This window comes from Flavobacterium sp. GCM10023249 (assembly GCF_042653365.1).
In the GTDB taxonomy this organism is placed as follows: domain Bacteria; phylum Bacteroidota; class Bacteroidia; order Flavobacteriales; family Flavobacteriaceae; genus Flavobacterium.
Map to the genome: position 1 here is coordinate 424,773 of NZ_JBHSHZ010000009.1, position 26,372 is coordinate 451,144.

26 protein-coding genes are annotated in these 26,372 nt (G+C 35.6%); 16 read left to right on the forward strand and 10 right to left on the reverse strand.

Going from position 1 to position 26,372, the window contains the following annotated elements; all coding sequences use genetic code 11:
• Window positions 1-22: 22 nt before the first annotated feature.
• Window positions 23-367 carry a helix-turn-helix domain-containing protein gene (locus tag ACFO7M_RS08555; protein ID WP_379714125.1) on the reverse strand — a complete coding sequence of 115 codons (345 nt, stop codon included), beginning with the start codon at window positions 365-367 and terminating at the stop codon, window positions 23-25.
• An 89-nt stretch (window positions 368-456) separates the two neighbouring features.
• Between ACFO7M_RS08555 and ACFO7M_RS08560 the strand changes: the two genes are divergently transcribed.
• Window positions 457-639, forward strand: coding sequence for a hypothetical protein (locus ACFO7M_RS08560; RefSeq protein ID WP_379735127.1), 183 nt, complete (start codon window positions 457-459; stop codon window positions 637-639).
• Window positions 640-775: 136 nt separating this feature from the next.
• Here ACFO7M_RS08560 and ACFO7M_RS08565 read toward each other — a convergent pair whose 3' ends face one another.
• Genes ACFO7M_RS08565 through ACFO7M_RS08575 form a run of 3 tightly spaced genes read right to left on the reverse strand, consistent with a single transcriptional unit; the run spans window position 776 to window position 3,376 of the window.
• Window positions 776-1,306: a tetratricopeptide repeat protein gene (locus ACFO7M_RS08565; protein ID WP_379735129.1), complete on the reverse strand. Its 531-nt coding sequence runs from the start codon at window positions 1,304-1,306 to the stop codon at window positions 776-778.
• Complete coding sequence (prfH, locus tag ACFO7M_RS08570) at window positions 1,290-1,982, reverse strand: peptide chain release factor H (RefSeq protein WP_379735131.1); 693 nt, start codon at window positions 1,980-1,982, stop codon at window positions 1,290-1,292. The genes ACFO7M_RS08565 and prfH overlap by 17 nt, the downstream gene beginning before the upstream one ends.
• Window positions 1,983-1,984: 2 nt before the next feature.
• A complete protein-coding gene (locus tag ACFO7M_RS08575; protein ID WP_379735133.1) occupies window positions 1,985-3,376 on the reverse strand; it encodes an RtcB family protein in 1,392 nt (463 codons plus the stop codon).
• Window positions 3,377-3,795: 419 nt separating this feature from the next.
• Here ACFO7M_RS08575 and bshC point away from each other — a divergent pair, with 419 nt between their 5' ends.
• From bshC to ACFO7M_RS08595, 4 genes are all read left to right on the forward strand, one after another.
• Window positions 3,796-5,385, forward strand: a complete 1,590-nt coding sequence (gene bshC / locus ACFO7M_RS08580; protein ID WP_379714137.1) for a bacillithiol biosynthesis cysteine-adding enzyme BshC — start codon at window positions 3,796-3,798, stop codon at window positions 5,383-5,385.
• 71 nt (window positions 5,386-5,456) lie between these two features.
• Window positions 5,457-7,157, forward strand: coding sequence for a carbamoyltransferase (locus tag ACFO7M_RS08585; protein ID WP_379714140.1), 1,701 nt, complete (start codon window positions 5,457-5,459; stop codon window positions 7,155-7,157).
• 275 nt (window positions 7,158-7,432) lie between these two features.
• Window positions 7,433-8,254 (forward strand): formylglycine-generating enzyme family protein, encoded by an 822-nt coding sequence (locus tag ACFO7M_RS08590; protein ID WP_379714143.1) that lies wholly within the window; start codon window positions 7,433-7,435, stop codon window positions 8,252-8,254.
• A 72-nt stretch (window positions 8,255-8,326) separates the two neighbouring features.
• On the forward strand, window positions 8,327-8,746 hold the full coding sequence (locus tag ACFO7M_RS08595) for a nucleoside-diphosphate kinase (RefSeq protein ID WP_379714146.1): 420 nt from the start codon (window positions 8,327-8,329) through the stop codon (window positions 8,744-8,746).
• Window positions 8,747-8,794: 48 nt separating this feature from the next.
• Here the strand turns inward: ACFO7M_RS08595 and ACFO7M_RS08600 are convergent, their stop codons facing one another.
• The gene (locus tag ACFO7M_RS08600; protein ID WP_379715006.1) at window positions 8,795-10,273 is read right to left on the reverse strand and encodes a helix-turn-helix domain-containing protein; all 1,479 of its coding nucleotides are present in this window, start codon (window positions 10,271-10,273) and stop codon (window positions 8,795-8,797) included.
• Between the two features lie 143 nt (window positions 10,274-10,416).
• On the opposite strand from ACFO7M_RS08600, the gene aceB reads away from it, so the two are divergent.
• From aceB to ACFO7M_RS08615, 3 genes are all read left to right on the forward strand, one after another.
• Window positions 10,417-11,997: a malate synthase A gene (aceB, locus tag ACFO7M_RS08605; protein WP_379735135.1), complete on the forward strand. Its 1,581-nt coding sequence runs from the start codon at window positions 10,417-10,419 to the stop codon at window positions 11,995-11,997.
• Window positions 11,998-12,076: 79 nt separating this feature from the next.
• Window positions 12,077-13,354 (forward strand): isocitrate lyase, encoded by a 1,278-nt coding sequence (aceA, locus tag ACFO7M_RS08610; RefSeq protein WP_379735137.1) that lies wholly within the window; start codon window positions 12,077-12,079, stop codon window positions 13,352-13,354.
• Window positions 13,355-13,482: 128 nt separating this feature from the next.
• A complete protein-coding gene (locus ACFO7M_RS08615) occupies window positions 13,483-13,908 on the forward strand; it encodes a hypothetical protein (protein WP_379735139.1) in 426 nt (141 codons plus the stop codon).
• A gap of 91 nt (window positions 13,909-13,999) precedes the next feature.
• On the opposite strand, the gene ACFO7M_RS08620 is transcribed toward ACFO7M_RS08615, so the two are convergent.
• Window positions 14,000-14,296 carry a DUF721 domain-containing protein gene (locus ACFO7M_RS08620; RefSeq protein ID WP_379735141.1) on the reverse strand — a complete coding sequence of 99 codons (297 nt, stop codon included), beginning with the start codon at window positions 14,294-14,296 and terminating at the stop codon, window positions 14,000-14,002.
• Window positions 14,277-14,714: a lipocalin family protein gene (locus tag ACFO7M_RS08625; protein WP_379735143.1), complete on the reverse strand. Its 438-nt coding sequence runs from the start codon at window positions 14,712-14,714 to the stop codon at window positions 14,277-14,279. The genes ACFO7M_RS08620 and ACFO7M_RS08625 overlap by 20 nt, the downstream gene beginning before the upstream one ends.
• Window positions 14,715-14,790: 76 nt before the next feature.
• Between ACFO7M_RS08625 and ACFO7M_RS08630 the strand changes: the two genes are divergently transcribed.
• Window positions 14,791-15,867, forward strand: a complete 1,077-nt coding sequence (locus ACFO7M_RS08630; protein ID WP_379735144.1) for a serine hydrolase domain-containing protein — start codon at window positions 14,791-14,793, stop codon at window positions 15,865-15,867.
• Window positions 15,868-15,893: 26 nt separating this feature from the next.
• Here ACFO7M_RS08630 and ACFO7M_RS08635 read toward each other — a convergent pair whose 3' ends face one another.
• From ACFO7M_RS08635 to ACFO7M_RS08645, 3 genes are all read right to left on the reverse strand, one after another.
• Window positions 15,894-16,487, reverse strand: a complete 594-nt coding sequence (locus ACFO7M_RS08635) for a glutathione peroxidase (protein WP_379735146.1) — start codon at window positions 16,485-16,487, stop codon at window positions 15,894-15,896.
• A 3-nt stretch (window positions 16,488-16,490) separates the two neighbouring features.
• Window positions 16,491-19,613 (reverse strand): cytochrome c biogenesis protein CcsA, encoded by a 3,123-nt coding sequence (gene ccsA / locus ACFO7M_RS08640; RefSeq protein ID WP_379735148.1) that lies wholly within the window; start codon window positions 19,611-19,613, stop codon window positions 16,491-16,493.
• Window positions 19,614-19,758: 145 nt separating this feature from the next.
• Window positions 19,759-20,199, reverse strand: coding sequence for a hypothetical protein (locus tag ACFO7M_RS08645; RefSeq protein WP_379714168.1), 441 nt, complete (start codon window positions 20,197-20,199; stop codon window positions 19,759-19,761).
• 143 nt (window positions 20,200-20,342) lie between these two features.
• Here ACFO7M_RS08645 and ACFO7M_RS08650 point away from each other — a divergent pair, with 143 nt between their 5' ends.
• From ACFO7M_RS08650 to ACFO7M_RS08680, 7 genes are all read left to right on the forward strand, one after another.
• Window positions 20,343-21,104, forward strand: coding sequence for a Rossmann-like and DUF2520 domain-containing protein (locus ACFO7M_RS08650; protein ID WP_379735150.1), 762 nt, complete (start codon window positions 20,343-20,345; stop codon window positions 21,102-21,104).
• A complete protein-coding gene (locus ACFO7M_RS08655) occupies window positions 21,088-21,615 on the forward strand; it encodes a KdsC family phosphatase (protein ID WP_379735152.1) in 528 nt (175 codons plus the stop codon). Before ACFO7M_RS08650 ends, ACFO7M_RS08655 begins: the two co-directional genes overlap by 17 nt.
• Complete coding sequence (locus ACFO7M_RS08660; protein ID WP_379735153.1) at window positions 21,615-22,538, forward strand: geranylgeranylglycerol-phosphate geranylgeranyltransferase; 924 nt, start codon at window positions 21,615-21,617, stop codon at window positions 22,536-22,538. The genes ACFO7M_RS08655 and ACFO7M_RS08660 overlap by 1 nt, the downstream gene beginning before the upstream one ends.
• Window positions 22,528-23,106, forward strand: a complete 579-nt coding sequence (locus ACFO7M_RS08665; protein WP_379714177.1) for a Maf-like protein — start codon at window positions 22,528-22,530, stop codon at window positions 23,104-23,106. The genes ACFO7M_RS08660 and ACFO7M_RS08665 overlap by 11 nt, the downstream gene beginning before the upstream one ends.
• A gap of 97 nt (window positions 23,107-23,203) precedes the next feature.
• Window positions 23,204-23,764: a hypothetical protein gene (locus ACFO7M_RS08670; protein ID WP_379735155.1), complete on the forward strand. Its 561-nt coding sequence runs from the start codon at window positions 23,204-23,206 to the stop codon at window positions 23,762-23,764.
• Window positions 23,765-23,869: 105 nt separating this feature from the next.
• Window positions 23,870-24,625, forward strand: a complete 756-nt coding sequence (gene truA / locus ACFO7M_RS08675) for a tRNA pseudouridine(38-40) synthase TruA (RefSeq protein ID WP_379735156.1) — start codon at window positions 23,870-23,872, stop codon at window positions 24,623-24,625.
• On the forward strand, window positions 24,612-26,372 hold the full coding sequence (locus tag ACFO7M_RS08680) for an ABC transporter ATP-binding protein (RefSeq protein WP_379735158.1): 1,761 nt from the start codon (window positions 24,612-24,614) through the stop codon (window positions 26,370-26,372). Before truA ends, ACFO7M_RS08680 begins: the two co-directional genes overlap by 14 nt.

Here is a 26,372-nt window from a genome sequence, read left to right on the forward strand (position 1 = left end):
TGAAAACGATTATTCGGCAAAATTACTCCATATTTTTAATGATATCATGGATTTGCTGAATTTTATCGACGGAAAGCGTATTAATTTTCTCAAAGAGCTCGTTAGTGACAACCATTTTCTTTATTGAGTGCAAAGCGTGGTCCTCGGGAATTGTGTCATTTTCATACACTCGGAAATCGAGGATATCGTTAGGTGTGCAGTTAAGATCGCGGCAGATGCGTTCCAACATGGGCAGCGTCATTTGTGAAACTTCATTATGCGCCATCTTTGTGGCAAAAGTACCCGAGTAGCCCAGAGCCGTCATGTATTTATAAGGACGATGAATCCCTTTTAGTTTAAAGATGCGGATAAAATTGAAATACAACATACTTACATTTTTAAGAATACACTTACAAAATGTATGCCTGAATTTTGAAGGTCACTCACAAAACCCATGTGAGGTAATAAAAAACCCGTGTGAGGAAAAAAAAATACCCTGCCGGGAACAAAAAAAACCGTGTGAAGAAAAGAAAAACCCATGCGGATAAAAGGAAAAACCATGCGGGAAAAGAAAAATACCATTTCAGAAAAAGAAAATACCGTTCCAGGAATAAAAAAAAACGTGTGAAAAAAAAAGAAAGCCTTGCGAGAAGCAAATAAAGTCGGTTATAGATAAAAGAGAGCAATGTTTTATTTTTTTTATTCGTTTTGATAAATAATTATATTAGACTGGAGAATTGAGATTGTGGCTTCGAGTTCCTCAGCCATCAATTGAATAATATACAAAAAAGAGCAGTTATTTACTGCTCTTTTTCTTTTTGGACTTTTTCTTTTTCTTTTTGGATGCAATTGACTTCAGTTTTTCGGTCAACCGTTTTTCCGTTTCCTCGATACAATAATTAAAATCATTGTTGACAATTGCCAATTTCATGGTTTTCAACAAGGTTTTTGCTTTTTTATACTCCTGTTTTCTTTCGAACAATTGGATTTTTTTCAATTGCAATTCGGCTTTATTGCTTCCTTTGACGGTCAAGGCGAATTCGATTAATTTTTCCGCTTCGTCATAATCTTCGTTCAACAATAAAGTTTCGATGTAATAAGCGTATACTTCTAGCGCATTGACATTGATTGCCAACGCTTTTTGGAAATAGCTTTTCGCCTCTTCGAATTGCAACAATTGTTCGGTGTATACACGACCGTACAAGCACAACGCCATGGTATTTTTATCATCATAAGACAAGGCATAATCCAATGATTCGATGGTTTCCTCCAACGAATACGGATAATTGTCCAATGCCTGAAACAAGTATTTATCTATAGATTTCATCTTTCAATTCTTTTTTCAACCGCTGTCGGTCGGTTTTGTTCTTCTTTTCTTCCTTTGTTTTTTTGAAGTCGGTCCCTTGGAAGGTACGCACCGGATTTCCCCTTTCGATTTGCATTTGGTTCCTCCATTGCTTTTGAAACTCATTTTTAAGAAGTTCCACATTGACCACTTCCAATTTTTCGAACAAACGTTCTTTTGCCAGTTTTTTATTCTGGTGTTGCGAGCGCGAGTCCATAGCGACCACCGAAGTACCCGTTGGTACGTGAGTTGCCCGAATAGCCGAACTCACTTTGTTCACATTTTGGCCTCCTGCCCCGCTACTACGCATGGCTTGGTATTGAATCTCTTTTTCGTGAAAAGCCGCTTGTTTCGGTTTTTCCACTTCAAAGATTCCGATGAACCAGTTTTTACGTTTGTGCATTTTACGGAATTGGCTTTGACCGATCCATTGGATGGTACCTTTCCACGAAGCAGCGAATTCGGCAGCATTCTTACCTTCCAATGCCACCAATGCCGATTCGACGGTACCGTTTTCGTTACCCGGTTCTCGATCAATTACGGTAGCACTTAAGCCACAATCTTGAGCTTCCTCCAGCACTTTTTTAAGCACTTGGGCGACAACCCAAGTGCATTCTGCAGGACCACGTCCTGCGGTTATTTGTATGATAGTGTCCATTTTTATTTATCCATTCTCACAATTTTGGGTGTGAAAGTTCCCATTACGTTGACTAATTCTTTTTGCAATTCCATTACCGTGTTGATATTCTTATAGGCCATTGGTGCTTCGTCTATATTTCCGCCGATTAATTGTACTTCGTGTTTTTTCAATTCCTTTTTAATATCACTTTGGGTGAACGTTGCTTTGCATTTGGCGCGAGAGAACAAACGTCCGGCGCCGTGAGAAGCCGAGTTCAGACTTTCCGGATTTCCCTTACCCATTACGATAAACCCCGGAGCCGTCATAGAACCCGGAATGATTCCCAATTGGCCTTCGCTAGCTGGTGTTGCTCCCTTTCGGTGCACGATACACTCTTTACCGTTGACCATTTCCTTCCACGCGAAATTGTGGTGATTTTCGATGGTAGTTACGATACGTTTTCCCAGCGCTTTGGCGATACGTCTGTGAATATCATCGTGACAGGCTTTAGCATATTCACCGGCTAAATTCATAGCCATCCAATATTCCTGACCGTCGTGTGTATTCAAATCAAGCCAAGCCAAATGCTGCACCTGTTTCGGTAGCGGACATTGCTTAGTGGCCAGATACGTGTAATGCTTCGCGATGTTAGCGCCCATTCCGCGGGAGCCACTGTGAGACAAAACTGCCAGGTATTCGCCCGGGAGTAATTTCCATTCCGGCAAAACCGTCTCCAGTTTTGCGATACCAAATTCAACGAAATGATTACCGCCTCCCGAAGTTCCCAACTGCTTGTACGCTTTACCCAATAGGTTTTTCAAAAGCGGAATATCTTTGAATTCACTTCTGCTGAACACTTCATGATCCGCTTTGATTTTGTGCGTTTCTGTCATTCCGAATTTCGTATGCTCGCTCAAAATCGCTTTCAGCTGATCGTCTTTACCTTTCAGAAAAGAAGCAGGTAAATCAAATACAGACAAACTCATACGGCATCCGATATCGACACCTACTCCATAGGGAATAACGGCATTATCTGTGGCTAAAACTCCGCCAATTGGCAAACCGTACCCCGAATGTGCGTCGGGCATCAAAGCACCCGAAACGGCGATAGGTAATTTCAATGCATCGTACAATTGGAATTTCGCCTGTTCGTCAATTTCATTTTCACCAAAGATTGAGAACGGAGCTCGTGTGGTATTCAACTGATGCATTCTAACCTGCACCGGATTGATTAAACCTTCAGCCACTTTGCCCCAAGTACCGTGTCCTTTGAATTTTTCAGGTGTCAAGAGTACTTCTTTTGCTTCGGTTAAAATGCTGGCTTTCTTTTCTTTTTTTCTATATCTGTTAATTTGCCCTAAGGCAATGTTTATTGCGTTATTTTTAGGGAAACCCAATTGAATTAGATCTCTCCCTGATAATTTATTTCCCATGATTTTGTTACTAAAAATTTCTATTGTTGCCTAATGACAATGCATAGGCAAAACATTTTATTCGTTACGAATAAATAACAATCGGTGTTCGGGAAGTAATTGTGAAGTGTCTAGAATATACAAAAAAGCCCGAAACTAAATGTCTTCGGGCTTTTTCATATATTTAGATTTAAATCGCTACGATTGAAATAAGCCACGAAGAAAAGCTACACCAGGTACTGATGAGTTGCTTTGAGATGTTACGTTGAATACAAACATTTTTCTTCGTTTTTAAGAGTTAATTATTACGGCACAAATTTTTAGAAAACTTTTTCTAATTTCCAAATTTCTTACAAATTATTTTTTTTGAAATGATAATAAGACGTTAAAATAAAATCGTCGAATACCTCAATTTAGTACATTTACAAAAAATAAAAAAAATGCCAACCGACTGTATCAGCTACCAAAATTCAGGATATTTTTCAAAACTCATCATCGATTATTTAAATCAGAAACCCGAATTACAGTCGTTATACCATCGTTTTCCCACTAATGAGAATTTTCTTTCACAAATTGAAGAAAAAGGCACTAATTTTCCAATTGAAAACCGAAAAGTATTAGTTGAAAGTTTGTTACAACAATATACCAACTTCACCTTATCCGACACTTCTTTGCACAACATCGAATTGTTAAAACAGCCCAATACCTTTACAATTACTACCGGTCATCAATTGAATTTATTCACTGGTCCGTTGTATTTCCTTTATAAAATTGTTTCGACGATCAATTTATCCAAGCAGTTAAAAGCACAATATCCCAATTATCATTTTGTTCCCGTGTATTGGATGGCGACGGAGGATCATGATTTTGAAGAGATCAATCACTTTACATTCAAAACAACCAAGGTAAAATGGAACAAATCCAGTCAAGGCCCCGTAGGTCGATTATCCACCCAAGGATTGGAGGAAGTATTTGCACAATTTGAAAAAGAATTGAGTATTGGTGATCATGCCAAGCATTTAAAAGAACTATTTAAAAAAGCCTATTTAGAACATACCACATTAGCCGATGCCACTCGGTTTTTGGCCAACGAATTATTCAAGGAGGAAGGTTTGGTGATTGTGGATGGTGACGATGTGAATTTGAAACAACTGTTTGCTCCCTATGTTAAAAGAGAGCTATTAGAGCAAGCTTCCTTTCAAAACGTTACCGAAACGAATAAAGCATTAGCACACTATGACATTCAGGTAAATCCGAGAGAAATCAATTTATTTTATATAGAAGATAAACTCCGTGAACGTATAGTACTTGAAAAAGGAAAATACATAATCAATAACACAAAAATTGAATTTTCCGAAAGCGAAATTCTGACGGAGTTGGAAAACCATCCGGAGAAATTCAGTCCGAATGTAATTTTACGACCGTTGTATCAAGAAGTTATCTTACCGAATTTATGTTATATTGGTGGTGGCGGAGAAATCGCTTATTGGCTACAATTGAAATCCAATTTTGAGAGTAATGGCGTTACATTTCCTGTTTTACTAGTTCGAAATTCAGTAGTGATTGCTTCAGCAAAACAAGTGCAGAAGATTGACAAACTGGATTTAAGTTGGGCCGATTTATTTACGAAACAGCACGATTTGATCCATAAAAAAACCAAAGAACTTTCCAGTCTGACGATTGATTTCTCGGAGCAAAAAGAATTTTTAAAGCAACAATTCATTACGTTAAACGACATTGCCAAGCGTACTGACCCTTCTTTTACTGGAGCCGTAAAAGCCCAGGAAGCGAAGCAAATCAAAGGTTTGGAGAATTTAGAGAAGCGATTATTAAAAGCCGAGAAGAGAATTTTAAGCAATCAATTGGAACGCATTTCGATGATTCAAAATGAACTTTTCCCCAATGGAGGACTTCAGGAGCGCAAACAGAATTTTTCAGAATTTTATCTTGAAAATGGCGATCAGTTGCTTTCTAAATTATTTAGTGCACTCCATCCGTTGGATCAAGATTTCACCCTATTGATTGTGTAAAACCCTAACGTAAAAATTCAATCTCCAAATCCAAAGATTATTTATAACTTTCGATTGCACAAAATCGAAAAATGAATACACCAATTTATATACTGGGAACCGGATTATCTCATGATGGTTCTGCGGTATTACTGAAAGACGGAAAAGTTTGCGTAGCAATTGAAAAAGAACGCATTACGAGAGTTAAACACGATGGTGGTAACGATACCGATGCGATTCAGTACTGTTTGGATGCTGAAAACATTACAATTGACGACATTAGTTTAGTTGTACAAAGTGAAAACTTCACTATTCCATCACGCGAGCGTTTTAAGGGAAAACGTCTTTTTGCAGAAAAATCCACTCCGGAAATCATCACAATATCGCACCATCTTGCTCATGCTTATAGTGCTATTGGCACATCTCCTTTTACCGAATGTGCGGTTATGGTTATTGATGGATGCGGGAGTCCACTCGAACAGTTTTTACAATTAAACCCTGAAGAAAAAGACACTGTTCCAGCACATTATTTGACGGCTAATGTAATGCTTTGTGAAAAAGATAGTTTTTACTATTACAATGGAACCGAATTAAAAACCCTATATAAAGATTTCAGTCCGATGGCTGAAGCAACAGAAAATCAATTAAAACTACCCACCACTCGACATTCCATAGGGGGTTTTTATGCAGCGGTAAGTCATTATGTATTTGGTAATATGGACGATGTTGGTAAATTAATGGGATTGGCACCTTATGGAAAATCCGGAGCATTTGAAATGGAAGCCTTTTATTTTGAAAATCAGAATGTTTATGTTTCTGACGATTGGAAAGCAGTGCTGAACAATCCCTCTGAAGGATATGATTATTTCAAAGCCCATTTTTCCTATTATGCCGATGTTGCAAAATGGGCACAAGAACAAGTAGAAAAAGCAGTTTTGAAATGCATTACCCAACGCTACACACTATTTTCCCATCCCAACCTTTGTTATTCCGGAGGAGTTGCTTTGAATGCTGTGGCCAATGCCAAATTGCAAGATACGAACTTAGCCCAAAACATCTATTGGGAGCCCGCTGCCGCTGATAACGGGTTGGCATTAGGATGTGCATTTTATGGTTGGCTTCAGCATTTGAAAATGCCCAAAATCACACATCAAGGTTCCACCTGTTTTGGAAAAAAATACAGTGACGATGAAATCAAACAGGCACTACAAAATGTAGACCATACAAAATACAAGGTGAATTATTTTCAAGATGAAGATAACTTATTACAACATTGTGCAACGAACATTGCTACTGGGAAAACAATCGCATGGTTTCATGGAGAATCTGAATTTGGCCCAAGAGCTTTGGGCAGACGCAGTATTTTGGCGCATCCCGGCATAAAAGGAATGAAACAACATATTAATAGCAACATTAAATTTAGAGAAGACTTTCGCCCTTTTGCACCCGCTGTTCCTGAAGAAAAAGTAGCCGTTTATTTTGAAAAAGGCAGAAACAGTCCTTATATGATTTTGGTAGATACAACTCGTAAAAACCATATCGAATTACTTCAAAACACCACCCATGCAGACGGTTCTGCGAGAGTTCAAACTGTGAATAAACAGTGGAATGAGCGTTTCTATAAACTTATCGAAAATTTTGAAAAAGAATCCGGAATAGCAGTACTCTTAAACACCAGTTTGAACAGACGCGGCATGCCAATGGTAGAAACGCCAGAACAGGCGATTGCGCTTTTTGAAGAAACCGCACTTGATGTATTAGTTTTGGAAAATTATGTAATTGAGAAACAATAGTAGAACCAGCGTACAAGACTTTCATAATTGCAGTACACTTTACTTTTTAGAGTCAAAAAAACTATTTTGACCTAGATTTACTTTGAATATATCCAACACTTCGACAATTTGATGATTATTTAATAAAATCATCAATTTAACGACTATTCTTCACATTTAATCGATTATGGCAATCAAAAATTATCATAATTTAATTTTAAGTCTACTTTTGCGCCCGATTTGAAATAACAATTCACAACAAAAACAAACTAACAAACAAACTAACAAACAAAAAAATGTCAAGAAAACTACTATTCATCGGCGCTGCATCAATGACTTTACTATCCTTTTACAGATTGAGGAATCCTGTACTAGAAATGGTAAAAGTTAACGGAGGAAGTTTTATGATGGGTTCCAAAGATGATAATCGTATTGCTGAAAATGACGAACAAAAACAACATGAAGTAAAACTAAACGCATTCCAAATCAACAAATTGGAAGTTACTGTTTGGGAATGGAAGGACTATTGCAAGAAAACAAAGAAAAAAATGCCTGTAGTTCCAACTTGGGGTTGGAATGACAACAATCCGGTTACTAACATTACTTGGTATGAAGCTATTGAATATTGCAACTGGTTAAGTAAAATTGAAGGGTTAAAACCAGCATACACTATGGTAGGTCCTAATGTAAAATGCGATTTCACAGTTGACGGCTATCGTTTACCAACAGAAGCTGAGTGGGAATTTGCTGCCAAAGGAGGAAACAAATCAAAAGGAAATGCTTTTGCTGGATCAAATAACTCCAATGATATTGCATGGTGGATTAAAAATAGTGAAAAAAAGCCACATGCAGTTGGCACAAAACTACCTAATGAATTAGGTATTTATGACATGAGTGGCAACGTTTGGGAATGGTGTTGGGATTGGTACAATAAAGATTATTACAAAATTGAAGACAGCAACAATCCAAAAGGCCCTATTCGTGGTGAGAAAAAATCGGTACGAGGTGGTTCATGGGACAGTCAGGAAAATTACTTGAGAACAGCAAACAGAATTAGTACTGATCCAAATAAAACAAACGAGTTTTATGGATTTAGATTGGCTAGAAGCATCAACTAAAATATCCTTACAACTTTTCTTTCAGATTGATTAAAAAGTTATACTTTTGCACCCAAATTAAAAAAGGAAAAAATGGCAAGTAATAGAACTTTTACTATGATCAAACCGGATGCGGTTGAAAAAGGGAACATCGGTGGAATTTTAAACATGATTACTGAAGGTGGTTTCAGAATCGTTTCTTTAAAATTAACACAATTAACTGTGGCAGATGCTCAAAAATTTTATGCTGTTCACTCAGAAAGACCTTTCTTTGGTGAATTAGTAGAATTCATGACAAGAGGTCCAATCGTAGCTGCTATCTTAGAGAAAGATAACGCTGTTGAAGATTTCCGTACTTTAATCGGTGCTACTAACCCAGCTGATGCTGCTGAAGGAACAATCCGTAAAAAATACGCTACTTCAATTGGTGAGAATGCAGTTCACGGTTCTGACTCTGATGAGAATGCAGCTATCGAAGGTGCTTTCCACTTTGCAGGAAGAGAAATGTTCTAATCCAACATATATCATAAAAAAAGCCGTTCAATTGAGCGGCTTTTTTTATTACTTATATTTTTCAAAAATCCCTTGAACCACTTCATCGGTTTGGGCGAATCGAACTTTTTTCTCCACGGTTTTTGGTGGCGCAACTCTTTCGGCGCAATCGGCAATTCTACACGATTCACAAGTAACTCCTACTTCCCTTTTTTTCACTTTTTCATCATTTAGAAAAGCGATTTTGGAAGAAGAATTCGGTGTAATCATGATACCAAAACCAATACTTCTGTAATAACCCGTTCTAAACGGATCTTTTGTAGCCGATGACATGGTAAAATATTCCACACCACTATGGGTGTAGGAGGAAATCTGACTATCAAACAAATGATCTACTTCAAGATTCGGAATTTCTTTTATGGTTTGTAATGAAATCCATCTTCTACAGTAATGCTCATAACTTTCATTAGCATGTGGCTCCAATAGATTGGTAATATGCAATTCTTTGGTCAGTTTGATATCATTTCGTTCCGGTTTATAACTGAAGCGAAGGAAAAACAGGTTTTTAAGATTGAAATCCTTTGGCAATATATTTGTTAAACGCTGATAAAACGTTTCAGGCGAATCGGTATATTCAGCAATTAAATTTTGAAATTCAATGGCATCGAAGGATTTCTTTTCAAAAAAAGCTTTCAATTTTTTCACCAATGGTTTTCTCGGAATTAATAACGCTCCAGCAAAATAAGAAGCCAAGAAATTATTCAATACTTGATCAAAACGTTCAAATTTAATCCAAGAAAACGTATACAAACGATCGGTAATATTCAAATAATTATAAGCGATTTCTTTAGCATAAATGAATAAACGCTGTGATTCATCGGTTTCAGAAGAGACCAACAACGTTTTGGAAGTAGGCACAAAAACCGAACGCAAATTAATTAATTCTTTGTGTTGCGATAATTCTTCATTGTTGATGGTATAACCGTATTCTTCAGTAAGAATTTCTTCCAATTCAGTAACGGAGAGCTTTTGATTCAAATCTATGGAATAGGCTTTCGCGAATTTTTCCACCTGACTTTCAATCTCATCAAAATAGTTATTATTGGCTTCCTGGTACGATCGCAACGCTGCCAAAAAGAAACTTTCACGCGTTAAATTGTAATGTTTTGCAATTTCAAAAAGTGTACTAATGAAAGCATTGACTTTTACAGGAGCTTCGGCGATAATATCAATCAGATCACTTTCTTTAATTCCGAAAAGTTCCAGCGGAATTTCCTTTAGTATATTGGATTGTAGAATTTCACCGATTGGAGCAAGGTTTTTATCCAGTTTTAAGGAAACCAAATGATCATAATTCGATTCTAATGCTTCGGCCAATAACAGAATTTTATCCCTTTTGGGGTATTTCTTTCCTTTCTCGATTTCATTTAGATAGGATTTCGACAAACCGGTCATTTTGGCCAAACCAAATAAAGACAGATTTTTTTCTGTCCGCATCTGCTTCATCTTCAATCCGAAAATCAAACGAATATATTCTTCTTCAATCATTATAAATACTGGAATTATTACTTTCAAACAAAGATATGACTTTTAATGAATTTTGCAATTTTAAAATATTTTGCGAACGTTCGCTTGTTTTGTAAAAATTAATTTTATAAGTTTGTTCGCAGAAAACAACTAAACCACTAAACATGGAAATAGCATTAACTAAAATTGCACAAGTAAACAACCAAGAAACTTATGCCAATATCCTAACCGATGAAGCAATTGCATTCTTGGAAGCATTGCATAAAAAATTCAATAAGGACAGAATTGCACTTTTGGAGAAAAGAGAAATCCAGCAAGAGATTTTCAATTCGGGAGAAACACCAATTTTCCCATTGGAAACCAAAAACATCAGAAACACAGCATGGACAGCTGCAAAAATTCCAGAAGCATTATTAGACAGAAGAGTGGAGATCACAGGGCCGGTTGATCGAAAAATGGTCATCAACGCTTTAAATTCGGGTGCTAAAACGTTCATGGCCGATTTCGAAGATAGCTGCTCACCAACATGGAGCAACTTAATGGAAGGACAACAAAACTTAAGCGATGCCATCAACAGAACGATTGACTTTGAGCAAAATGGTAAAAAATACAGTTTGAACGAAAAAACAGCAGTATTACTGGTTCGTCCACGCGGATTGCATTTGGAAGAAAAAAACATCGCTTTTGAAGAAGAATTGGCTTCCGGATCTTTGGTAGATTTCGGTTTGTTTTTCTTTCATAATGCACAAAACCTAATTGAGAAAGGTGTTGGCCCTTATTTTTACTTACCCAAGCTAGAACATTATGAAGAAGCACGTTGGTGGAATGATGTTTTCGTTTTTAGTCAAGATTATTTAGGTATCAAACAAGGTACGATAAAAGCAACTGTTTTAATAGAAACCATCACCGCCAGTTTCCAACTCGATGAAATCATTTATGAACTAAAAGAACATATTGCTGGATTGAACTGTGGTCGTTGGGATTACATATTCTCGTACATCAAAAAACTAAAAAATCATAAAGACTTCATAGTTCCCGACAGAGACCAGATTACAATGACAAGTCCGTTCATGAGTGCATACTCTTTACGTGTTATCCAAATTTGTCACAAACGCAATATTTTGGCAATCGGAGGAATGGCAGCACAAATTCCGATAAAGAATAACGAAGAAGCCAATCAAATAGCATTCAACAAAGTTATTACCGACAAAGAACGTGAAGTAAAAAATGGACATGACGGAACCTGGGTTGCACATCCAGCATTAGTGCCTGTAGCTATGAAAGTTTTCAACGACAACATGCACACTAAAAACCAAATGCACATTAAACGAAATGAATTGAGTATTTCCGAAAAGCAATTATTAGAAATTCCTGAAGGAACAATCACTTTGAAGGGTATTCAAAAAAACATCAATATTGCCATTCTATATATTGAATCTTGGTTAAGTGGTGTTGGAGCTGCGGCATTGTATCATTTAATGGAAGATGCCGCAACCGCAGAAATATCAAGAACACAAATCTGGCTTTGGCTACAAAAAGGCATCCAACTAGAGGATGGAAAAACATTCACTCCTTATGCCTTAGAACAATTGACTGAATTAGAATTACTAAAAATAAAAGAAGAAGTTGGCGTAGAACGATTTACAAAAGGAAGATATGAATTGGCTGCTGATTTATTCACTGAAATGTCGTTAAGAAAAGAGTTAGATGATTTCTTAACCATTATAGCCTACAAATACTTATAAAAAAAGCCGTCAGATGCGGCAACATCTGACAGCTTACATTCAAATAATTAACAATAACTATTTAAAGCACAACAAAATTATGAAAACTGAAGAAAGAATTCAACAATTAGTAACGGATTGGACAACAAACCCAAGATGGAAAGGTATTGAAAGACCTTACACTGCCGAAAAAGTAGTGGAATTACAAGGTTCTTATCAAATTGAACATTCCATTGCGCGTCATGGCGCTGAAGTACTATGGAAAAAATTACATTCTCAGGACTGGGTAGCCGGATTAGGTGCAATGACAGGAAATCAAGCCATTCAAGAAGTAGAAGCCGGATTGGAAGCTATTTATCTAAGTGGTTGGCAAGTTGCAGCAGACGCTAATTTAGCAGGCGAAATGTACCCAGATCAATCATTATATCCAGCTAACAGCGTACCGCAGGTAGTAAAAAGAATCAACAATGCTTTATTACGTGCCGATCAAATTCAATCGGTAAATAAGGTAGAAAATAAAAAAGAGTATTTAGTTCCAATTGTAGCTGATGCAGAAGCTGGTTTCGGTGGAAACCTAAATGCTTTCGAATTAATGAAAGGGATGATTGAGGCGGGTGCAGCAGGTGTGCATTTTGAAGACCAATTATCTTCTGCAAAAAAATGTGGACATTTAGGTGGAAAAGTATTGGTACCCACTCAAGAAGCTATCAACAAACTGATTGCCGCTCGTTTGGCTGCCGACGTTATGAATGTTCCAACATTGATTGTGGCACGTACTGATGCAGATGCAGCCAACTTACTTACTAGCGATGTTGACTATAGAGACAGAGAATTCATTACAGGGGAAAGAACTCCGGAAGGTTTCTTCTATGTAAATGCCGGCTTGGAACAAGGAATTAGCCGCGGGTTATCCTATGCTCCCTATGCCGATTTAATCTGGTTAGAAACATCAACACCGGATATTACTGAAGCTAGAAAATTTGCCGAAGCCATTCACGCACAATTTCCAGGAAAACTATTGGCATACAACTGTTCTCCATCCTTCAATTGGGCTGCAAAATTATCCGTAGAAGAAATGGAAACATTCAGAGAAGATTTAGCCGCATTGGGATACAAATTCCAATTCATTACTTTAGCAGGATTCCATGCGTTGAACACTTCAATGTTCGAATTGGCTTTAGCGTACAAGAAAAAAGGAATGGCGGGTTATTCGGAATTACAACAAAAAGAATTCGCTTTACAAGCTGAAGGATTCAGAGCGGTAAAACATCAAAATTTTGTAGGTACAACCTACTTCGACGAAGTTCAGAATGCGGTTACTGCAGGATTAGCATCAACAGTTGCAATGAAAGACTCTACAGAAACAGCGCAATTCTAATTTTTTTGGTTAGTGCAAAAATGCCCCGGAATTCGGGGCATTTTTTTTAAAAAATTTTGACTTCTAACTATTTTTCAATACTTTTAATTTCAAAAATCAACATAAAAAAACCGAAACCTTTTAATACAATGAATTTATTCAGAAAGTGTTATACACTCATTTCTATACTAAAATTTAGCGCTCTACTTTTATCAGTAATTAACATCTACAGTTATTTCCAAAATGGCGTCCAACTTTTCAATGACAAAATAAATCCTGATTCCGAACGTTTCCTCTATGGCAAATACATCATTTTTGCAATGGTTCTACATACAATATTCGAAAGTATATCAACAATCAATATATTTTCCTACTATGCCAAGAAACATCATTTCCTTAATTATATATTAGGTCTAATTTCAATAGCTATCTCTTTACCCTTATTTTATGACTTCGCAGATGATTTTGATTATTTTGATGGTAAAGTTAGTCCTATGTCTTTCCTTTTTCCATTAGTGTACTTCGTTTGTGGAATATTCGACTTTATAATTGCAGGCAAAACAATTGAAGACTAAGCAAAAACAACAAATATCATTCAATTGATACTATGAAGTACTATAAACAAATTATAAGTTTCACAACTAAAGAATAATTATAAAATCAAAGTTACCTTAAGACCACATCTTTTACCACTTCCCTACCCAATTCTTCATTAATCATCTTGATAATCTTGTCTTTGCCGTAACTTAATTCCTCACGCAAAACCGAAGAAGTTAGTTCAACATATAAAACAGCTCCCTTCAGCAATACATTACGAGTATAATTATTCACTCCATTACCCATAAGGTTTTTCCATGCATCAGCCACAGAAATCTGATTCAAGCCTTTGTCTAATTTATTGGCTTCAATGATTTCTTTTAAAATATCCCCAATGGAACTTTCGTTACTCAGCCTTTTTGCCATACTCTGGTAATCGGTTTACATTTACTTTTTTATAATAAAATTCGGCGCCTTCTTGAGATTCCAGCACCAACAAACTATCCGTTAACTGAATTACTTTTTCAGTACGTTTTCCAAATTCAGACGAAAAATTCAATACCAGGTGTCCATCCCTTTCGGTAGCCGTCATTTTCTCCTGTAGATCATCAACCAAAAAAGTTCCCATGGGTTGCCAGCGTACTTTTTTATGAAATCCAATATTATTTTTGATGTCGAAATATTCATAATTTTCATTAACCGGATACTCCTTTTCATTACCATCAGCACTTTCCACTTTAGTAATTTGCCAATACCCAATTATTTTTCCTACATTCTCGATAGCCACTTTTTCTTTACACGAAAAAACAGACAGAACCGACAGTATTATTATAATTTTTCTCATGTTGTAAAATTAAGACATTCGATTAAACCTTTCTGAAAAAATATAGTCTAAATTTGAAATAACTAAACCAATCGAAATGAAACCTTTTTACTATGTAATCATCGCTGCATTAAGCTTATTTGGATGTGGAAATGAAGAAACAGAAAACTCACCCACTGAAGAAGCAATGTATTTTCCGCCTCTAACCGGATCAACATGGGAAACCAAAACCATTTCTTCGTTAGGATGGAATCAGAGTGCCGTTCAACCATTAAAAGACTATCTTAACACCAAACATACCAAATCATTTATCATTTTAGTTAATGGCAAAATTGTTATGGAAGAGTATTTCAATGGCCATAATGCATCATCCGTTTGGTATTGGGCAAGTGCTGGAAAAACACTTACTGCAACACTTACTGGAATTGCACAACAGGATGGTTCTCTTTCTATCAACAACAAAGTTTCAACGTATCTTGGTACCGGCTGGACCAGTGCATCATTAGCTCAAGAGAATTTAATTACCTGTAGACATTTATTATCTATGACATCCGGATTGGATGACGAATACAATGCCGACTTAGTGGATCCGAGCAATCTGATATACAAGGCAAACGCAGGAAGCCGGTGGGCCTACGACAACGTGTATGTTAAATTACAAGATGTAGTTTCACAAGCAACCGGACAAACATGGAATGCTTATTTCAATAGTAAACTACGAGATAAAATCGGAATGAGTACTACTGGATTCTGGTTTAATAATGCTGATGGCTTACGAATTTACTCCAGCGACACCAGAAGCATGGCTCGATTTGGATTACTAGCATTAAATAAAGGAAAATGGAACAACGAAGTAATACTGAATGATAGTTACTTTAACGAAGCTACTTCTACATCACAAACCATCAATTTGGCTTATGGCTATTTATGGTGGTTGAATGGAAAAACATCCTATCATTTACCTAATTCTCAATTTGAATTTCAAGGCAGTATTATCCCTTCTGCACCAAACGACATGTTCATGGCTTTAGGCAAAAATGATCAAAAAATATATGTTGTACCCAGTAAAAAAATGGTCATCATACGTATGGGTGACGCCGCAGACGGAAGCAATATGGCACTTTCCGATTTTGACGAAATACTCTGGCAAAAAATAAATGCGCTATTTCCATAGCGCATTTATTTTTCTATTGTATTTATTTAGGACTTAATCCAATTGATAATAACCTCATCAATAGGTAGCGTTTGCGGCCCTATTACTTTAGCCAAAGTACCGTCTTCATTGATCAAATACTTTTGGAAGTTCCATTTCACTTCGTTGTCTTCCAAACCGTTTTTCGCTTTTTGAGTTAGAAACTGATATAACGGATGTGTGTCCTCACCGGTAACAGAAATTTTCTCCATCATTGGGAAAGTTACTCCGTAATTCTTTGTACAGAATGTTGCAATCTGCTCATTACTACCCGGCTCTTGTGCTCCAAAGTTATTCGCAGGAAATCCAATGATAATAAAATTATTGTCTTTGAATTCGGTATACAATTCCTGTAATTGCTCGTATTGAGGCGTCAAACCGCATTCTGAAGCCGTGTTCACAATCATAACTTTTTTTCCTTTCAACGAAGCCAAATCAAAATCGTTTCCAGCAATATCTTTGACCTTAAATTGGTAAATTGTAGTTGCAGTCATAATTTCCTTTTTAGTTGTTTTATTACTTGTTGCGTTTTTACTTTTCTTTTCTTGACCTTGACAGCCTAAGACCAAAAGCAAACATAAAATTACAAAACTATTTTTCATGTTTTATTTTTTAAATTTTCTGTATCTGAAATAGACTAATCCTGAATAAGCTAAAAATCCAATCAGAACGTATAAATAAATAATCACATTCTGTTTTTCACCGGAAGCGTATGAATGTAATCCGCTCAAGTGGAAATTTACACCAAAGTAAGTCATCAAAACCGATGCAAAAGCCAATACACTCAAAAAGTTATAAATAAACTTACCTCTCAAGGCGGGAACAAAACGCATGTGAATTACAAAAGCATATACCATGATACTAATTAGCGCCCAAGTTTCTTTAGGATCCCAGCCCCAGTATCGTCCCCAGCTTTCATTAGCCCATTGTCCACCCAAGAAGTTTCCAATAGTCAACATTACCAAACCGACAGTCAAAGCCATTTCGTTGATGTATGTAATTTCCTTGATGTTCAAATCCATTACTTTTTTATTTTTTTCGTTGGTAAATAACATCAATCCAAGTGCAACCAAACCAAGTATTGCTCCTAATGCAAAAGGACCATAACTACCTACAATCACTGCAACGTGAATCATTAACCAATAGGAATTCAACACTGGCTGTAAGTTACCAATTTGAGGATCCATCCAACTTAGATTAGCCACCCATAATATCATAGTGGCAACAAATGCAGTCGAAGCAACCGTCAAAGCTGATTTCCTTCCAAAGGCCAATCCGAAGAACATAATTGACCATCCCACATAAATCATCGATTCATAGGCATTACTCCACGGTGCATGACCAGAAATGTACCAACGAGCTATTAAACCAAGAGTATGTAAAACAAATAATAATCCTAAAATTACGTGGAAGAATTTCACTGAAATAGCTACCCATTTCTTTTTATTGAAAATATTAATTATAACAAATACAAACATTAAAAGTCCTGCCAATAAGTACCACTTATAAAGCTTTTTGAAAATATCATATTTATTATACTTAATCTCTAAATCGATTTGTTTGTCTGAAGGACGCACTTTTGCCCCGTATTTTTTCTGATATTTTTCGATACCAGTAACCAAGCTGTTAGCCAACTTGTAATCTTTAGAAACAGAAGCTTTATCCAATGAATTCAGATAAAAAGGCAACACATTTTTAATAGTATCTAACGATGTTCCTGTCGGCTGATTGATTTCTAAAAAGCTAACCCATTTGTTGTTTTTATCATTAGGAATTGGAAAAATTTTCAAAATTTGTCCTGAGATTGCCGAGTATAGTAAATTTACTTTCTTATCGGCTTCAATAAAATCTTTTTCAAACTGATTAGGAACAGCTGCTTTGTAAGCTTTATCTATTTGACGCGACAGTTTGTAATTTCCTTTTTTGTCAAAAAAATCGATTAGTTTAGCATATTTAGTTTTCTTTTCAATACCTAATAACTTATGAATACTATCGTTGTCCTTTTGCACAAAAATAATGGGTATTTCATACCAAACTTGTGGAAATTGAGTAATAGACAAAAACACTTGGTCGGAATTCATATCCTTGTAGGTGTCTTTTTTACTTACTTTACGTAGTAATTCAGACGAAAACGTATTTAAAGGCTTCATACGTCCTCCTTCATCCTGAATGATTAATCTTCCGAACCTCTCAGCTTCTTTAGCTGGTACCGTGTAACGCTTTAAAATAGAATCAATTTGCTGTTCCGTTGGAATCTTGTGCGCATGATTTTGTGAAAATCCGCTCAAAGAACACATCATTATTATGATTGACAACAAATTAGCTTTTTTAGCTTTTACTTTCTCCAACTTCTGTTTTAAATCATCAAATCGTGTATGCTTAGCAAATAAAATAGCCATCATTCCAAAGTATAAGAGAAAATACCCAATGTAAGTAATTGTAGTTCCCCAAAAATCATGGTTTACAGACAATTTAGTCCCCTTTTCATCAGGATCAAAACCCGCTTGAAAGAAACGATAGCCTTTATGATCCAAAATATGATTCATGTAAATACGCGCATCAAATGGTTTTTCATCCAAAATAGTTACTTGACTTTCGAAAGCAGAATAACTTTTTTCAGTACCAGGATATTTTGACGCGATGAATTTATTCAATTTTATTTTAAAAGGTAAATCATATACTTTACTTCCAAAAAACACTGTATATTCTAAATCACCCAATGTAAAAGCCTGTGGTTCACTTACCTTTCCCTTTGAGCCCAAAAGTGTAATAATTTTTTCTTTTCCTTGGTTGGATATTTTAAACACCAAAGCATCATCAGTTTCCTGATCTTTATAATTGCCGTTTGATTTGTATTCTTTCACCCCTTTAATTGCAGCTTCTGGAAAAACAAACTGACTTCCTCCTACATTATACAATGAACGATACATTAAATCAGCTTTTGTATTTTTGACTACATTCCCTTTCATTTGATCCGCCATACGCATGAAGTTACCATCAAACGGAGTTTCTATAGAAGCACCCTTTTCGTCTATCGTAATATTCACAGCACCTTGTGTATACTTATTCAACGCAAAAAGGATATTATGAATACTTTGCACTTCCCCTTCTTTCAAATAATGCTCATGACGCTCACCACCACCAGCTTCTACCATTTTTAGAAATAAGATTCCTTTATCATCAGGTTTAATCGTTTCTTTCGCTCCCATAATAAAATCTACCAATTCCACTTGAAAAGGGATTTCACTGAATTGATATTTATCCACAAAATGATTATCGACTGCACCTGATAACAACAATTGCTTTTCAATTGTTTTTCGTTTCATTTCACCTTGATGCTGACCATCAACATACAAGGTTAAATATGTTTTGTCTGAAAAAACTTGATTTTCTGTTGCTCCTTCACGGATTGGCATCATCCCTTCATAACTAATGTAACGCGTAACAAAAGCTCCGACTAAAATTAAAATGAATGACAAATGTAAAATCAAAGTTGCCCATTTCTCTTTTTTGAACAATTGGTAACGTTTGATGTTTCCTAAAAAGTTCAACATAAAGAAAAACATGATAGCTTCAAACCACCAAGAATTATAAATAATAATCCTTGCGGTGTCTGTATTATATGCGTCTTCAATAAAGGTTCCTGCTGCCATGGCTGCTGCAAAAACAATAAATAAAACAGCCATTAATCGAGTTGAGAAAAGAAAAGAAAATATTTTTTTGTCCATTGTTTTGGAATGCTAATTTAAGTGTCACAAAAATACTTAATTAGTTTCTTTTAAAACTGAAAAGACTTTGTTTTTTAAGGAGATTTTAAGAATAAAAAAAGCGAAACATATAGTTTCGCTTTTGTCTTGAATCAAATATAGAAAATTAACTTCTCTCGAATAATTTTTTAACGTCTTCTACACTCAACATTTGTGAAATTCCTGTTGAAGAAGTTACCTTGTTAGTTGTCATAAACTGTACAACTGCTTTGTTCGTAGCTTTAGTGTAATGCAACCACACATAATCGTTTGGCAATTCCAATTTAATATCGTACATCGGAGACGCATTGAAACCATCCATGATGATTTTGTACAAATTGTCATAATCTCCTTCTACATTTTTAAATGAGAAGTTTTTGATTGAAGTGTCATCAGTGTTTTCCATGTCTTTATAAAAGAAAGTATACTGACTTCCTTCTTTCTGAACATAAACATCATTTGTCCCTACTCTCCCTAATCTTTCCAAAGGAGTTGTTGGCAATACTTTAATTTGTGCGAAACTTAAACTACTGATTAATAGTAACGCTAACATAAATACATTTTTCATGGTATAACATTTAAGGAATTGGTTGTCGCAAATATAATTTTTTTGTTGAATAAAACACAATTTCAAACATTTGATTATTAACAACATATTGTTAATAGAATATGAATTGTAGTTAAATTTTTAAATTTTCTTATTTTAGCCGAATGATTCAGGTAATAATTTTAGGCTCCGGAAATGTAGCACAACATCTTATTTCGGCTTTTGAAAAAAACACAACAGCCCGAGTAAAGCAGGTTTTCGCACGTAATCCAAAAAATATATCTCATTTAATTGATTATGAAAGAGTTACAAACAACATTAATTCACTTCTAGAAGCAGATGTTTATATTATTTCTGTAACTGATGATGCGATTGAAAACATTTCCGCACAAATTCCTTACAAAAACAAATTAGTGGTTCATACCTCAGGTACGATTTCGATTACTAATTTGGATTCAAAAAATCGAAAAGGCGTTTTTTATCCATTGCAAACCTTCTCAAAAAACAAATCGGTCAATTTTAAAGAAATACCTATTTGTTTGGAAACCCAAAATCAGGAAGATTATCACTTATTGGAAAAGATAGCACATTCCATTTCTGATAAAATTTTCAACATAAACTCCGAACAACGAAAAGCCTTACATGTTGCGGCAGTATTTTCCTGTAATTTTGTCAACCACCTATATCAATTAGGTTCCGAAATCTGTAAAGAAAATAATATTCCCTTTGAAATATTATATCCGCTAATTCAAGAAACAGCCAATAAAATAAAAACACTTTCGCCTGAAGAAGCCCAAACCGGACCAGCAAAGCGCAATGATACCACAACCATCAATGCACATTTGCATTTTCTTCAAAATGAAACACAAAAAGAGATTTACAAACTACTCACAAAATCAATAATTGATAATGGCAAAAAGCTATAAAGAAATCATGAACAACATCACAACATTCATCTTTGATGTTGATGGTGTATTAACAGACGGAACAGTTCACGTTTCGCAAACCGGAGAAATGTTACGCGAAATGAATATCAGAGACGGATTTGCCATGAAAGCTGCAATCGAAAGCGGTTATCATGTTTGCATTATTTCCGGCGGTAGCAACGAAGGAGTTCGCATTCGTTTACGTAATTTAGGAATTACAGACATACATTTAGGATCACCCGACAAAGTAGAAACCTTTAAGGAATACATAGATGTTTATAACATCAAACCCGAGCAAGTTCTTTACATGGGAGACGATATTCCTGATTACCATGTAATGAAATTAGTAGGATTACCTACATGTCCTCAAGATGCTTCTCCAGAAATCAAAGAAATATCCAATTATATTTCACACAAAAACGGAGGTAAAGGAGCTGTACGTGATGTTATCGAACAAGTAATGAAAGTTCAGGAAAAATGGAATATTTATTTTAACGGTAAATTTGACTAATGAAATACTTACAACTAATACGCTATCAAAATTTATTACTTATTGCCTTGATGCAACTTGTGGTACTGCATGGCTTTCTTAAATTCCAAAATGCGTGGCTTTTTCTTCAAGACTGGCAATACTATTTATTGATTATAGCAACAGTATGCATAGCTGCTGGTGGTTATATCATTAACGACATCAACGATCAGAATGCCGATGCAGAAAACAAATCTTCGGGAAATATAGTCGGAAAAACAATTTCCGAAAGTACAGCATATAACCTGTATGTTGGCTTTACCATTATAGGAGTTGGCATTGGCTTTTATCTTTCCAATGCCATTCAAAAACCTAATTTCGTCACCGTTTTTATTCTATGCGCAGCCTTACTTTACATCTATGCTACCAACTTCAAACAAATTCTTTTGGTTAAAAACATAGTAGTTTCTTTTTTACTTGCTTTCAGCATAATCATTATCGGGCTTTTCGACATTTATCCTGCCATTACTTTTGAAAACAGAAGTGTAATGCAAATTATCTTTTCCATTTTACTTGATTTTTCAATCATTGCTTTTATCATCAACTTCATGCGAGAAATTGTAAAAGACATGGAAGACATCAAAGGCGATTACAATAATGGCATTCAAACGTTACCCATTGTTTTAGGAGTTTCTAGGACAGCCAAATTACTACTGGTATTTACCTTAATTCCGGTGGGTTTGATTTTATATTATACTTATACTAACTTATTCAAATTAGAATTTGCAACCGTATACATATTAGGCTTCATCATTGGCCCCTTATTTTACTTTATGATTAAAATAGCGTCAGCACGAAGTAAAAAGGAGTTCAATCATTTGAGTACCGTATTAAAGTTTGTTATTTTCTTCGGAATCATTGCCATTGGAGTAATCGGATTAAACATGAAATACTATGCTTCATAATAAATTTAAAGAGTATAAAATCATCTTGGCTTCTGGTTCACCAAGACGCCAACAGTTTTTCAAAGATTTGGATTTGGATTTTGAAATTCGCCTAAAAGAAATTGAAGAAATCTTTCCACCTCACCTGCAATCTTTCAATATCACCAATTATTTAGCACAACTCAAGGCGGATGCTTTTACAGATTTAGCCGAAAACGAATTACTCATTACCAGTGATACCTTAGTTTGGTTAGAGAATGAAGCTTTGGGAAAACCTACAGATGAAGATGACGCTATAAAAATGCTTCAACAATTATCAGGAAAAACACATGAAGTAGTTACTTCAGTCTGTTTTAAAACTAAAAACAAGAGCGAAATCATCTACGATATTACAAAAGTTACCTTTGCTGATTTAAGCCTGGAAGCGATTCAATATTACATCCAAAATTACAAACCACTTGACAAAGCCGGAAGCTACGGAATCCAAGACTGGATAGGACTTGTTGGCATTTCAAAAATAGAAGGTTCGTATACAAATGTGGTTGGTTTACCCACCGAAAAGGTATACCAATATCTGTTAAAATTCTAATTCAAATGCAATTCATATTGTTTTTTGGCACAGTAATTGGATACTAATTATCAAACGTTCACGTTTAGCTATTATCCATAACTTAAAACTAAATAATATGAAAAAGTTACAATTTATATTCGGAGCATTTTTAGTCTTATTTGCCCTGGAATCGAATGCACAAGTATCAGTGAGTTTAAACATCGGTTCTCGTCCAACGTGGTGCGATCATTACGATGACAGAGTTCAATACGTTTACTTACCAGAAATCGAATGTTATTACGATACCTATGATGCGGTTTATGTTTACTATGGTCCTAGCGGATGGTGTCGTTCTCGTTATTTACCAGAATACTGTAACGGATATGATATCAATAGAGGTCACCGTGTAGTTATTGACTACAGAGGTGGAACGCCTTGGACTCATTTTGATTACCACCGCAAACATTATTGGAGAGATAATTACCGTAACTATCGTCGTGAATACTACGGACCAAGATACGATAACAGAAGAAGTAACTATGTAGCTGTAGCACACAGAGACAGAAATTACGACAATGACAGATACTACCGTGGTAACGGAAGAGGAAATGGACATTACAAAAAACACGATAGAGGAAATGACAACCACCAAGGTCACGGAAGAGGAAATGGTAGAGGAAATGGAAGACGTGACTAAACTTCTTTTAAAACAACTATAAATAGAAAAGAGAGAACTTAGGTTCTCTCTTTTATTATTTTAAACCCCATTGTTTTATTTTATCTTTGCAAAAAGATTTTCAAATTGAGGTATTTCATCGAATTTGCTTACAACGGAACCCATTATCATGGTTGGCAATACCAACCCAATGCCATTTCCGTTCAAGAAACTTTAAACAAAGTTTTTTCCACTTTATTACAAGAAGATATTGAAATTGTTGGTGCCGGTAGAACTGATACTGGCGTACATGCTTCACAAATGTATGGCCATTTCGATACTGATAAAATAATCGACAAACCAAAGCTAATCTACAAAGCCAATTCTTTTTTACCGAAAGATATCGTCGTTTACGATATTATTCTAGTACACGATGATGCTCACGCCCGTTTTGATGCTACATCCAGAACCTACCATTATCATATCGCTACCAAAAAGGATATTTTTGGAAATGAAATTTCTTGGTTCAATCAATTACCATTGGATTTGGATGCCATGAATGAAGCCGCAAAATTATTACCTACTTTCACCGATTTCCAATGTTTTTCAAAATCAAACACGGATGTTTTTACTTATAACTGTAAAATCACCGAAGCGTATTGGAGAAAAGAAAATAATACACTTATCTTTACCATCACGGCAGATCGTTTTTTGCGTAACATGGTAAGAGCCATTGTTGGAACACTAGTAAATATTGGTCTTCACAAAATCAATATAGAGGATTTTATAAAAATCATAGAAAGTAAAGATCGAAAAAAAGCAGGTTTTTCTGTTCCGGCACAAGGGCTATTTTTAACCAATATAAAGTATCCATACATCAATAAGGAGAATGAAAGCATTTGATTCGACATTATTCAAACGAATTTTAGAATACACAAAACCCTACCAATGGAGGTATCGCAGTGTAATTGTATGGGCTATTTTACTCTCTATTTTCGCAGCATTACGCCCTTACTTATTAAAATACACTGTCGATCACCACATCCAATCTAAGAACCAAGAAGGATTAACTTTATTCATTTGTCTTATTGGAACTACCCTATTATTGGAAGTGCTTGCCCAATTTTATTTTGTATTTTGGGCGAATTGGCTAGGCCAAGACATCATCAAAGATATCCGAATCAAGCTATTCAAACATTTGAGTGGATTCAAAATGAATTATTATGACCACGAACCTGTGGGTAAGCTGGTTACACGTGCAGTCTCTGATATTGAAGCCATAGCACGAATCTTTAGCCAAGGTTTGTTTATGATCATAAGTGACCTACTTAAAATGATAGTTGTACTAGGGTTCATGTTGTATATGAATTGGAAACTGACCTTAATCGTAATTGCGGCTATGCCAATTCTAATCTATGCAACTCGCGTGTTCCAGATAAAAATGAAAGCCGCTTTTGAAGAGGTGCGTACGCAAATTGCCAACATGAATACGTTTGTGCAAGAACGTGTTTCGGGTATGAAAATCGTGCAATTGTTCATTCGGGAAGAAACCGAATACCAAAATTTCAAAAAAATCAATTACTTACACAAAAAAGCCTGGGTCAAAAACGTATGGTACAACTCCATCTTTTTTCCCATTGCTGATATTGTTTCTGCATTAACATTAAGCTTAATCATTTGGTATGGAGGTCTTAACATTTTAAACAACGATACCTTCACCACTTTTGGAGATTTGTTTGCCTATACCATGTATATTTCCATTTTCTTCACACCATTGCGTCAAATAGCAGATAAATTCAATGAGATGCAAATGGGAATGATTGCTGCAAATCGTGTTTTTGAAGTATTGGATACTCAAAACCATACCGAAGATTCCGGCACTTTGGAAGCACCGCATTTTGAAGGGAAAATTGATTTTAAAAATGTGGTTTTCGGATACAAAGAGAATGAAGATGTATTGAAAAACATCAACTTATCCATCAACAAAGGAGAGACTATAGCCATTGTGGGAGCAACCGGGGCTGGAAAATCTACCATTATCAATTTATTGAATCGCTTTTATGATATCAAATCGGGAGAAATCTGTATCGACAATGAAAATATCAATCGTTTTTCGTTAGCAAGTTTACGCAAACAAATTGCAGTAGTTTTACAAGATGTTTTCTTGTTCGCTGATTCCATTCATAACAATATCACGCTCAATAATCCAAGTATTACAAGGGAAACAGTCATTACAGCTGCCAAAGAAATTGGTGCGCATGATTTCATTATGAGTTTACCCGGCAATTACGATTACGATGTAAAAGAAAGAGGTAATATGTTATCCTCTGGGCAACGCCAGCTCATTGCCTTTTTACGCGCTTATGTAAGTCAACCCAGCATTTTAATCTTAGACGAAGCCACTTCATCGATTGATGCGTATTTAGAAGAACTAATCCAAAAAGCTACAATAACACTTACAAAAAACAGAACTTCGATAGTTATTGCACATCGATTAGCAACTGTTATCAATGCCGACAGAATTGTTGTTTTAGACAAAGGAATCGTTGTCGAAGAAGGAACGCATCAGCAACTTTTACAGAAAACCGGCGGTTATTACCGTAAATTGTATGAAGCGCAATTTGTCAATCACGAAGAAGAAATCAACTAA

Bases quoted from the DNA above. Each gene is read 5' to 3' on its own strand.
- ACFO7M_RS08555 (WP_379714125.1), bottom strand. From the start codon at position 367: ATGTTGTATTTCAATTTTATCCGCATCTTTAAACTAAAAGGGATTCAT.
- ACFO7M_RS08565 (WP_379735129.1), bottom strand. From the start codon at position 1,306: ATGAAATCTATAGATAAATACTTGTTTCAGGCATTGGACAATTATCCG.
- prfH (WP_379735131.1), bottom strand. From the start codon at position 1,982: ATGGACACTATCATACAAATAACCGCAGGACGTGGTCCTGCAGAATGC.
- ACFO7M_RS08575 (WP_379735133.1), bottom strand. From the start codon at position 3,376: ATGGGAAATAAATTATCAGGGAGAGATCTAATTCAATTGGGTTTCCCT.
- bshC (WP_379714137.1), top strand. From the start codon at position 3,796: ATGCCAACCGACTGTATCAGCTACCAAAATTCAGGATATTTTTCAAAA.
- ACFO7M_RS08585 (WP_379714140.1), top strand. From the start codon at position 5,457: ATGAATACACCAATTTATATACTGGGAACCGGATTATCTCATGATGGT.
- ACFO7M_RS08590 (WP_379714143.1), top strand. From the start codon at position 7,433: ATGTCAAGAAAACTACTATTCATCGGCGCTGCATCAATGACTTTACTA.
- ACFO7M_RS08595 (WP_379714146.1), top strand. From the start codon at position 8,327: ATGGCAAGTAATAGAACTTTTACTATGATCAAACCGGATGCGGTTGAA.
- ACFO7M_RS08600 (WP_379715006.1), bottom strand. From the start codon at position 10,273: ATGATTGAAGAAGAATATATTCGTTTGATTTTCGGATTGAAGATGAAG.
- aceB (WP_379735135.1), top strand. From the start codon at position 10,417: ATGGAAATAGCATTAACTAAAATTGCACAAGTAAACAACCAAGAAACT.
- aceA (WP_379735137.1), top strand. From the start codon at position 12,077: ATGAAAACTGAAGAAAGAATTCAACAATTAGTAACGGATTGGACAACA.
- ACFO7M_RS08615 (WP_379735139.1), top strand. From the start codon at position 13,483: ATGAATTTATTCAGAAAGTGTTATACACTCATTTCTATACTAAAATTT.
- ACFO7M_RS08620 (WP_379735141.1), bottom strand. From the start codon at position 14,296: ATGGCAAAAAGGCTGAGTAACGAAAGTTCCATTGGGGATATTTTAAAA.
- ACFO7M_RS08625 (WP_379735143.1), bottom strand. From the start codon at position 14,714: ATGAGAAAAATTATAATAATACTGTCGGTTCTGTCTGTTTTTTCGTGT.
- ACFO7M_RS08630 (WP_379735144.1), top strand. From the start codon at position 14,791: ATGAAACCTTTTTACTATGTAATCATCGCTGCATTAAGCTTATTTGGA.
- ACFO7M_RS08635 (WP_379735146.1), bottom strand. From the start codon at position 16,487: ATGAAAAATAGTTTTGTAATTTTATGTTTGCTTTTGGTCTTAGGCTGT.
- ccsA (WP_379735148.1), bottom strand. From the start codon at position 19,613: ATGGACAAAAAAATATTTTCTTTTCTTTTCTCAACTCGATTAATGGCT.
- ACFO7M_RS08645 (WP_379714168.1), bottom strand. From the start codon at position 20,199: ATGAAAAATGTATTTATGTTAGCGTTACTATTAATCAGTAGTTTAAGT.
- ACFO7M_RS08650 (WP_379735150.1), top strand. From the start codon at position 20,343: ATGATTCAGGTAATAATTTTAGGCTCCGGAAATGTAGCACAACATCTT.
- ACFO7M_RS08655 (WP_379735152.1), top strand. From the start codon at position 21,088: ATGGCAAAAAGCTATAAAGAAATCATGAACAACATCACAACATTCATC.
- ACFO7M_RS08660 (WP_379735153.1), top strand. From the start codon at position 21,615: ATGAAATACTTACAACTAATACGCTATCAAAATTTATTACTTATTGCC.
- ACFO7M_RS08665 (WP_379714177.1), top strand. From the start codon at position 22,528: ATGCTTCATAATAAATTTAAAGAGTATAAAATCATCTTGGCTTCTGGT.
- ACFO7M_RS08670 (WP_379735155.1), top strand. From the start codon at position 23,204: ATGAAAAAGTTACAATTTATATTCGGAGCATTTTTAGTCTTATTTGCC.
- ACFO7M_RS08680 (WP_379735158.1), top strand. From the start codon at position 24,612: ATGAAAGCATTTGATTCGACATTATTCAAACGAATTTTAGAATACACA.